This window comes from Tunicatimonas sp. (assembly GCF_049647865.1).
Taxonomy (GTDB): domain Bacteria; phylum Bacteroidota; class Bacteroidia; order Cytophagales; family Cyclobacteriaceae; genus Tunicatimonas.
This window is the reverse complement of record NZ_JBARYM010000466.1, coordinates 1-7,409: the sequence shown is the minus strand read 5'-3', so window position 1 is coordinate 7,409 and position 7,409 is coordinate 1. Positions and strand designations below refer to the sequence as shown.

At 43.9% G+C, this 7,409-nt stretch carries 6 protein-coding genes and 1 pseudogene; 4 read left to right on the top strand and 3 right to left on the bottom strand.

Annotated features, from left to right (window positions below; genetic code table 11):
• From WBA23_RS13875 to WBA23_RS13865, 3 genes are all read left to right on the top strand, one after another.
• Nucleotides 1-1,103: Gfo/Idh/MocA family protein (locus tag WBA23_RS13875; RefSeq protein ID WP_424582875.1), on the top strand; the 1,103-nt coding region annotated here is incomplete at its 5' end.
• A 252-nt stretch (nucleotides 1,104-1,355) separates the two neighbouring features.
• On the top strand, nucleotides 1,356-2,090 hold the full coding sequence (locus WBA23_RS13870) for a 3-keto-disaccharide hydrolase (protein ID WP_424582874.1): 735 nt from the start codon (nucleotides 1,356-1,358) through the stop codon (nucleotides 2,088-2,090).
• Nucleotides 2,091-2,377: 287 nt separating this feature from the next.
• On the top strand, nucleotides 2,378-3,193 hold the full coding sequence (locus WBA23_RS13865; RefSeq protein WP_424582873.1) for a DUF6503 family protein: 816 nt from the start codon (nucleotides 2,378-2,380) through the stop codon (nucleotides 3,191-3,193).
• On the opposite strand, the gene WBA23_RS13860 is transcribed toward WBA23_RS13865, so the two are convergent.
• Together WBA23_RS13860 and WBA23_RS13855 are read right to left on the bottom strand one after the other, a co-directional pair.
• Nucleotides 3,194-4,414: an alpha/beta hydrolase family protein gene (locus WBA23_RS13860; RefSeq protein ID WP_424582872.1), complete on the bottom strand. Its 1,221-nt coding sequence runs from the start codon at nucleotides 4,412-4,414 to the stop codon at nucleotides 3,194-3,196.
• Nucleotides 4,415-4,465: 51 nt separating this feature from the next.
• Nucleotides 4,466-5,746 carry a S41 family peptidase gene (locus tag WBA23_RS13855; RefSeq protein ID WP_424582871.1) on the bottom strand — a complete coding sequence of 427 codons (1,281 nt, stop codon included), beginning with the start codon at nucleotides 5,744-5,746 and terminating at the stop codon, nucleotides 4,466-4,468.
• 236 nt (nucleotides 5,747-5,982) lie between these two features.
• On the opposite strand from WBA23_RS13855, the gene WBA23_RS13850 reads away from it, so the two are divergent.
• Nucleotides 5,983-6,384 carry a nuclear transport factor 2 family protein gene (locus WBA23_RS13850; RefSeq protein ID WP_424582870.1) on the top strand — a complete coding sequence of 134 codons (402 nt, stop codon included), beginning with the start codon at nucleotides 5,983-5,985 and terminating at the stop codon, nucleotides 6,382-6,384.
• Nucleotides 6,385-6,393: 9 nt separating this feature from the next.
• Here the strand turns inward: WBA23_RS13850 and WBA23_RS13845 are convergent.
• A pseudogene (locus WBA23_RS13845) lies at nucleotides 6,394-7,409 on the bottom strand (hypothetical protein); the annotation flags it as partial.

Here is a 7,409-nt window from a genome sequence, read left to right as displayed (position 1 = left end):
ACCGGGAGCTGTTGGATGATGAAAACATTGATGCTGTAATTATCGCCACCCCTGACCACTGGCACGACCGAATGGCGGTGGAGGCGATGAAGCAAGGTAAAGCAGTATATCTGGAGAAGCCGATGGTGCAGCATATTGATGAGGGGCATAAAGTAATTAAAGCTCAACAAGAAACCGGATTACCACTGCAAGTCGGTAGTCACTTCGCCAGTTCTATTGCCTTTCATAAAGCGAAGGAACTATACGAACAGGGGGCAATTGGCGAAATGAGTTTTGCTGAAGTCTACTTTGATCGCTTCGATGCTATCGGAGCCTGGCAGTATTCTATTCCACCCGATGCATCTTCGGAAACCTGCGACTGGGAAATGTTTCAGGGCGATGCTTCGGATATTTCTTTTGATGCTACTCGATTCTTCCGCTGGCGCAACTACCAAGACTACGGTACTGGTATTCCGGGCGATCTGTTCGTTCACCTATTCACGATGCTGCATCTGATCACCGGTTCTCAGGGTCCTGATCGTATATACTCCACCGGCGGGTTACGCTACTGGGATGATGGTCGGGATGTGGCCGACGTAATGTTAGGTTTGTTCGACTACCCTGAGGCCGATAGTCATCCGGCGTTCAACTTATCACTTCGGGTAAATTTTGTGGATGGCTCCGGCGGAGGACAGCAAACCCGCATTGTGGGCACTGAAGGCGAAATGATACTGGACCCTAGCCGAGTAATTATTCGGAAGAAGAAATTAGCTAAAGCCCCCGGCTACGGCGGTTGGGATACGTACAATACTTTCTCCAAAGAAATTCAGGAAAGGTTCGCCGAAGAGTACCGCCAGAAGTACGGCGATGTCCGGCCTGAAATGCAGGAACCAAAGGAGGTGATGTATCAGACTCCCGAAGGTTACGATATGCGATTTGACCACTTTGGCAACTGGTTCAATGCGATCCGCACGGGTAGTAAAGTTATTGAAGGACCTGAATTCGGACTACGAGCCGCCGGACCCGCTTTGGCTTCAAATATCAGCCACTACGAAAACCGCATCGTAGAGTGGAATCCGAAGACGATGCAACTTGCTAACAACAGTCAAGCTGCTGGGCAATGAGCGAGGGGCAAGGAGTCGGAAGAAATATGAAATATCAGATGTGAAAGATAGAAGACTGGAAACCGGAGACCGAAAAAAGTGTAGAAGGGTTGAGGGCCGCCGTGGAACGGTAAATGGTGAAAGGGTTGAACATCTAAAAATCGATAGTTACTCAAAACCCAAAACTCAATTTGCAAATGACCGCAAGGCGGCTGCCAGTGCCCAGTAACAATATAACCATTGAACAAACAGATAATTATCAATCTTATAAACATGAACCGTATCTTATTTTTACTAAGCATTAGTAGCTGGTTAACCCTGAGTTGCTCATCCCCTTCCGATAGCGTATCAACCGCTAACGATGAAGAACCTTCGGCTGAGACCGCTACTACCTCGGCAGAGAGCGATTGGACAATGTTGTTTGACGGCTCTAGTATGGATGCCTGGCGAAATTTCAAAAGCGATACCTCCGCTTGGCGTATCGAAGATGGAGCGTTGAATACCACCGGCGGTTCAGGTGACTTGATTACCAAAGAAACCTACGAAAATTTTGAACTGGAATTTGACTGGCGTATTACCGAAGGTGGAAATAGCGGCGTGATCTATCTATCGCAGGAGGATGATCAATACAACAGTACCTTCGAAACCGGCCCGGAATATCAGCTTATTGACGACGAAAGCTACGGCACGGTTCATAATATTGAGTTAGAAAAAAATCAGATGTCGGGAGCTAACTACGCGTTAAATGAGCCCCAAGATGTTCAATTAAAACCTTTGGGTGAATACAATCAGGGGAAAATTGTGGTGGACAACGGCCACGTTGAGCATTGGCTAAACGGTCGAAAAGTGGTAGAGTATGACTTGTGGACCGATGAATGGAATACGCGGGTGGCGGAAACCAAGTTTAAAGATATGCCCGATTATGGTAAGTCAAAATCCGGTCATATCGCGCTGCAAGACCACGGCGACCCCATTTGGTTTAAAAACATACGTATTCGGAAGCTTTAGAGATGATATTCCCTAGTGCTTTCACAAAACTTATCATCGCTATCAAACTAAGTTTTCCAGTCAAGTAGCAATGGGACCGCTCACCTTTCGTATTATCAACTTAAATCAATTGGTTCCAGAAGCTTATCAAATGGTCGGCTGTTAGACAATAGACCGCGATGCAGGAGAAATAGGCGATCATTTAATGCCTATGTTTTGTAATATTAATAGTCAATGGGTTATTATGGGAGATCATACGAATAGTGACTCTTAATTTCCGTTATCCTTAATAGTGTTCTACCCATATTATGCATCTATTCCAATTTCTTTCCGCTACTACGTTTTTCGCTTGTCTCTTCTTTGGATGTATCTCACCGGAGAAAAACGAAGCAGAGACTAAATCTAATAATTCTTCCAATACAACTGAAGTTACGGCGGAATACCCAACAGTACTTCAGCAAGCATTAAAAGCCCACGGTGGTCTTGATCGCTGGAAATCTTTTGAAAAACTAGAATATGACGTGTACCGAGGGGAGGAAATAGTTGATCATCAGCTAATTGCCCTAAAGACCCGAAAAGTACTCTTAAACAACGACCAATATACTATTGGCTTCGACGGTCAGCAGGTATGGGTTAGTCCTGACACTTCCGCCTATCCTGGCTCTTCAGCCCGGTTTTATCATAACTTGCAGTTTTACTTCTTTGCTTTACCATTTGTTCTGGCTGATCCCGGCATTAGTTATGAGCAACTGGAAGCTCGTGAGTTTCAAGGGAAAATGCACGATGGTTTACGGATTACGTACCAATCTGATGTTGGCGATGCCGCTAATGATGAATACCGGGCGTACTTTGACCAAGATACTCACCAGTTGCGGGTGCTATTGTATACTGTCACCTATTTCTCGCAGTCGCCTGCTGACCGATATAGTGCTAGAGTTTATGACGAATGGCAAACGGTGGATGGGTTGGCGGTACCCTTACAAGTAACTTCTTATCGTTGGGAAAATGACTCATTAGGTGAGCAGCGAGGGGTAACTAAATATCGGAGTGTCACCTTTGACAATATTCCTCCTGACCAGAGTATGTTTTTAATGCCTAGTCAAGCAACAGTGTCAGATCGTTAGCTAAAAATCTCTTAGGGAATTGAACCAAGGAATAGTTTGAAGATACATTGGCTGAGCCGCTTCTTGATGTGTAGGAGCTAAATCATAGGGGAAGTATAATACCTCGGTAGCTCCATTCTGCTGCATTGTTTCAAACGTATTCTCCGATACTTCGGCCGGAACTACATCGTCTTTAATATCGTGAAATAGTCGCAATGGTGTTTGAGGTGCCCAATCATGAACACTATTTTCTTCCAAAGCAGTTAGAAATTCGCTATCTGATGAGTTGCGTATATTTGCGAGAAAGTCAGGCTGAAATAAATCGTTCAAAATAGTTGGCAACTGACTGTTGATAAACCCAGTGCTATTACTTCCATCAAATAAGTCAGGAATTTGAGAAGCAAACGGCTCCTGAAAAAAGTCAGTTAAAGGTCGAGACCAATTATTTGTCTGCTGATACGCATAAACTAAATAAGCTAGATTGGCCGGAACCGGATAGGTAGTTCCCTGCAAAATCATCTCCATTCCTTGCCGAATATTATAACCTCCCGCCCCAGCGGCAGTAGCTACCACTTCCGTATTAGGTAGTTCATCGGGATTTTCGTCTAAATACTTAAGAGTGGCTACCGCTACATAGCCTCCTTGAGAGTAACCTGTTAAGAACAAATCATTACTAAAGGTGATTTCCTGTTCAGTGAGAAACTCCTGAGTAGCTTTTAACATATCTACCGAAGACTGCGCTGAAGACTCATAATCAAAATAAGGATGTACTAAGCTACTCGAAGCACCAAATCCCAGGTAATCTGGAATAACGCTAACAAAACCGAAAGATGCGAATAGCTCAAATCCTGAAGCATTGATCTGGCTAAAATTTAGATTAGAAGGGGCCCGTTGGTTATCTGCAATTGTGCCATGAGCCGCTAGCATTAGTGGAAATTGCTCGGTTCCCTGAGGTAGTGCTACTACGCCCGAAGCCTCTACTTGATCGCCCCTGAATTTGGTAAAATAAGTTACTGTGTAAAGCGTAAGTCCGTACTCAATTAAATCTTGGTATTCACTAAATCCCGCAAAAGCGGCAATCACCCTTAACTCTTGCCCTGAAAATGAAGCAACCTCCTCGTAATCAATTAAGTACTCATTAATTACTACCGGACCGTCATCTTCGGTCTGGCAAGAAAACGCAACGATAAGTAATATTAGCCCGAGAAAAAACGAACTCGTAGAATGAATTTTTTTAAACATAGTTCAAAAATAAAAAAGCATCACTTTTGCGATGCTTTTTGTATGGCTTTTTTAGTAAGCACCTATCTCCCGCCGGAAACCTGTCCACTCAATTTGGTGCTTGGCAACCGAAGGTTCTAATCGGGCAGTTCCGTTTAAGAATAGCCCATTTTCAATAAAGTACAAAGCTTCTTGCAAGCGAGCTTCCAGAGGATCGCCGAACTTATGCGCTAAGTCATCTGGCACAAAAGCATCGGGAGCGAAACCACGAAAGTATTCGCCTTCGCCATTGTCATTAGCAATTTTGAAGCTGATAGGATTGATAGCGTAGCCACCGAACTTAAAGGGGAAGCTACCTACCGGTTTGCCGTGGGTATTTTCGCCAATCACTACCACATCCATAAACGGGGCTAACCCATTAATCACCAACTCACTGGCTGAAGCCGTACTTTTAGAGGTTATTGCAATCAGCCTATCTAAATCCAGTGGATAGTCAGGTTGATTAAAAGTTACATCTTGATTTTGTTCCGGCTGCAGTTCGTTAAATATATACTCAATAAAGTTGCGACCGCTCGCTCGGTTTCCGGCAATATTGGCGGCCATATATTCCGCCACATTCACCCGTCCCCCGCCGTTGTAACGTAGATCCAGCACCAACTCATCAATTCCTGCTTGGTTAAATTCCTGAAATATAGGCTTTAGCTCATCAATGGAAGTGGCCAAAAAACTATTAAAAACCAGGTAACCGACTTTGGTACCACTTACATCAAAAATCTGATGGTGAAGCACCGTATTAATACCAATCGTAGCCTTTGTTAAAGTTTCGGTAATAATATTGCCTTGATCATCAATGAGTTCGAAGGTGTTAGTAGATTCCGCTATTTCCTTAGTAACCCCGTCGTTAGCCAAAATAGAAGACATACTCTTTCCATTAATCTTATTGATTATCCAGCTTCGGTCTACCCCCAACTTTCCAAAAGGTGAATCACGGTAGGTAAAAGCAATTCTAAGCTGATCTTGCTCATCAAGCCCCCACCGAAAGCCGTAGCCTTCGTACTGAGCGTTATTAAAGAAATTATCGTAGGCCTCTTCTTCTTCAATATAGGACCATTTATCCAGCGGATTACGAAGGGCGTCAATTAATGCGTCCGCAGTTTCAAAATCGTCAGGATTGACATTGGGCATCTCCGCATTCCATAGGTACCACTCCCGCATTATCTGAAAAGTGGTGTCAACTAAGCTTACTTCAATATCAGTAATAGGTGGGGTGACCACCTCTTCATCTTCCTGACAACTCCAAAGTAGTGGTACTATCAGGAGGGTTACTATCCAATTATATTTAAATTTAAGCATAGATTATTCGTTTGAATATGAGCATTCTTTTGAGCAATAACCACGCGAAGCCAGTATTATTGCTAGAATTTTATCACAATTATATAACATCGATCAGTGCCTTTTGATTCACATCGCTTACGTAAAACCTCCCTAAAATACATATTATTTCCCTAAAATTTCAATTAATACGTTATATGATGATCCGGAACCTCCTAGTTTTAACCTTTTTTATAATATTCTACTCTTCAAAAATTTTGGCTCAAACCGCCGAAGATTCTGTCAAACGTACTATAGAGCAACTATTTGAAGGAATGCGTACTGCGGATACCATCAAGCTGAGATCAATATTATCATCCGAAGCTCGGTTTCTCATTGTTGAGGATTCTGATGGTACAGTTCAGCTACGTGAATCACCCATTACTCAGTTTTTAAAGGCATTAGCTACCCCCCATTCCGAAGTGTGGGATGAACGGGTGCGTGACTACGAAATAAGGATAGATGAGGCACTAGCTGCTGCCTGGACTCCCTACCGCTTTTACCGAGGCAACACTTTTAGCCACTGCGGAGTGAATGCCTTTCAGCTTTACCGTAGTGGTGAAGGTTGGAAGATCGTTCAGATCACCTATACTCGCCGAACTGAGAACTGCGTCTATTAGTCTTTACAACTACCGCCGCGATGAATTATCCAAAATTAACCGAGGAATGCCAGCATTTTCAATGGTCTCTTCAAAAGCCTGAATATCGATTTGCAGTAGTTCATCAAACTGTTGGCGATATTGGGCTAGCTTAGCGTTTAAATCATCGAGTCGGTCGTAACTGCTTTGGATAGGGCGTGCATCTTGCGAGTGCACCACAGTGTATAAATAACTGTACTGATTATCCAACTTTACTGGGTAGTTAATTGGGTCTTGCGAGCTTTCGTTTCGAGTCTGAATTAATTCCTCCTCTAAAGCAGTAAGTTTTTCCGATAACTCTTTTGTTTCGCCCCCCAACTTAATCTGGTATTCGGCTCTTTTACTTCGCTCGGCAATTTCATTAATCTGCGTGCGGGCACTACGAATAGTACGAATAAGATCGTGTACAGCGGTCAATGTATCTCGTACTGCAACGGCTAAGTCAAATTGAGCTTGTAAATCTTCGGTAGTACTCTCCCAGCGGGGATCAGCCTTCAGTTCAAACGGTTGGATGATTTCCTTCTCGTCGGCTACCAATTTTACCTGATAAGTGCCGGGGGCGGCCATGGGCCCATCAGTGTAGCTTAGTGACATCACCGCGCCGTCAACCAAATCTGGTTTAGGATACTTCATGTCCCAGACAAATTTTTGTAACCCGGCCTCGGCCGATAATTTATCCTCCTCTTCTTCGCTGGAGAAAGAGCAAATTTCCTGACCTTGACTATCTAAAACTAACAACGACAAACTATCTACGTTGGCATCCAAAGAATAATAGACGACGGCACCCTTCGGTCTGTCCGTCGGCACATTTTCACCTCGGTAGCCTCGAATCTGGGTTCGATAAGCGGTGTTCGGTTTAAACAGGTAAACTTCAGCTTGGGCTGTTTCTGTGCTAATTTGATGTAGTGGGGTTATATCATCCAGTATCCAGAAAGACCGACCCTGTGTAGCTACCACCAAATCTTGCTGGTGCACTTTCAGGTCAGTAATTGGCGTAACTGGCAGGT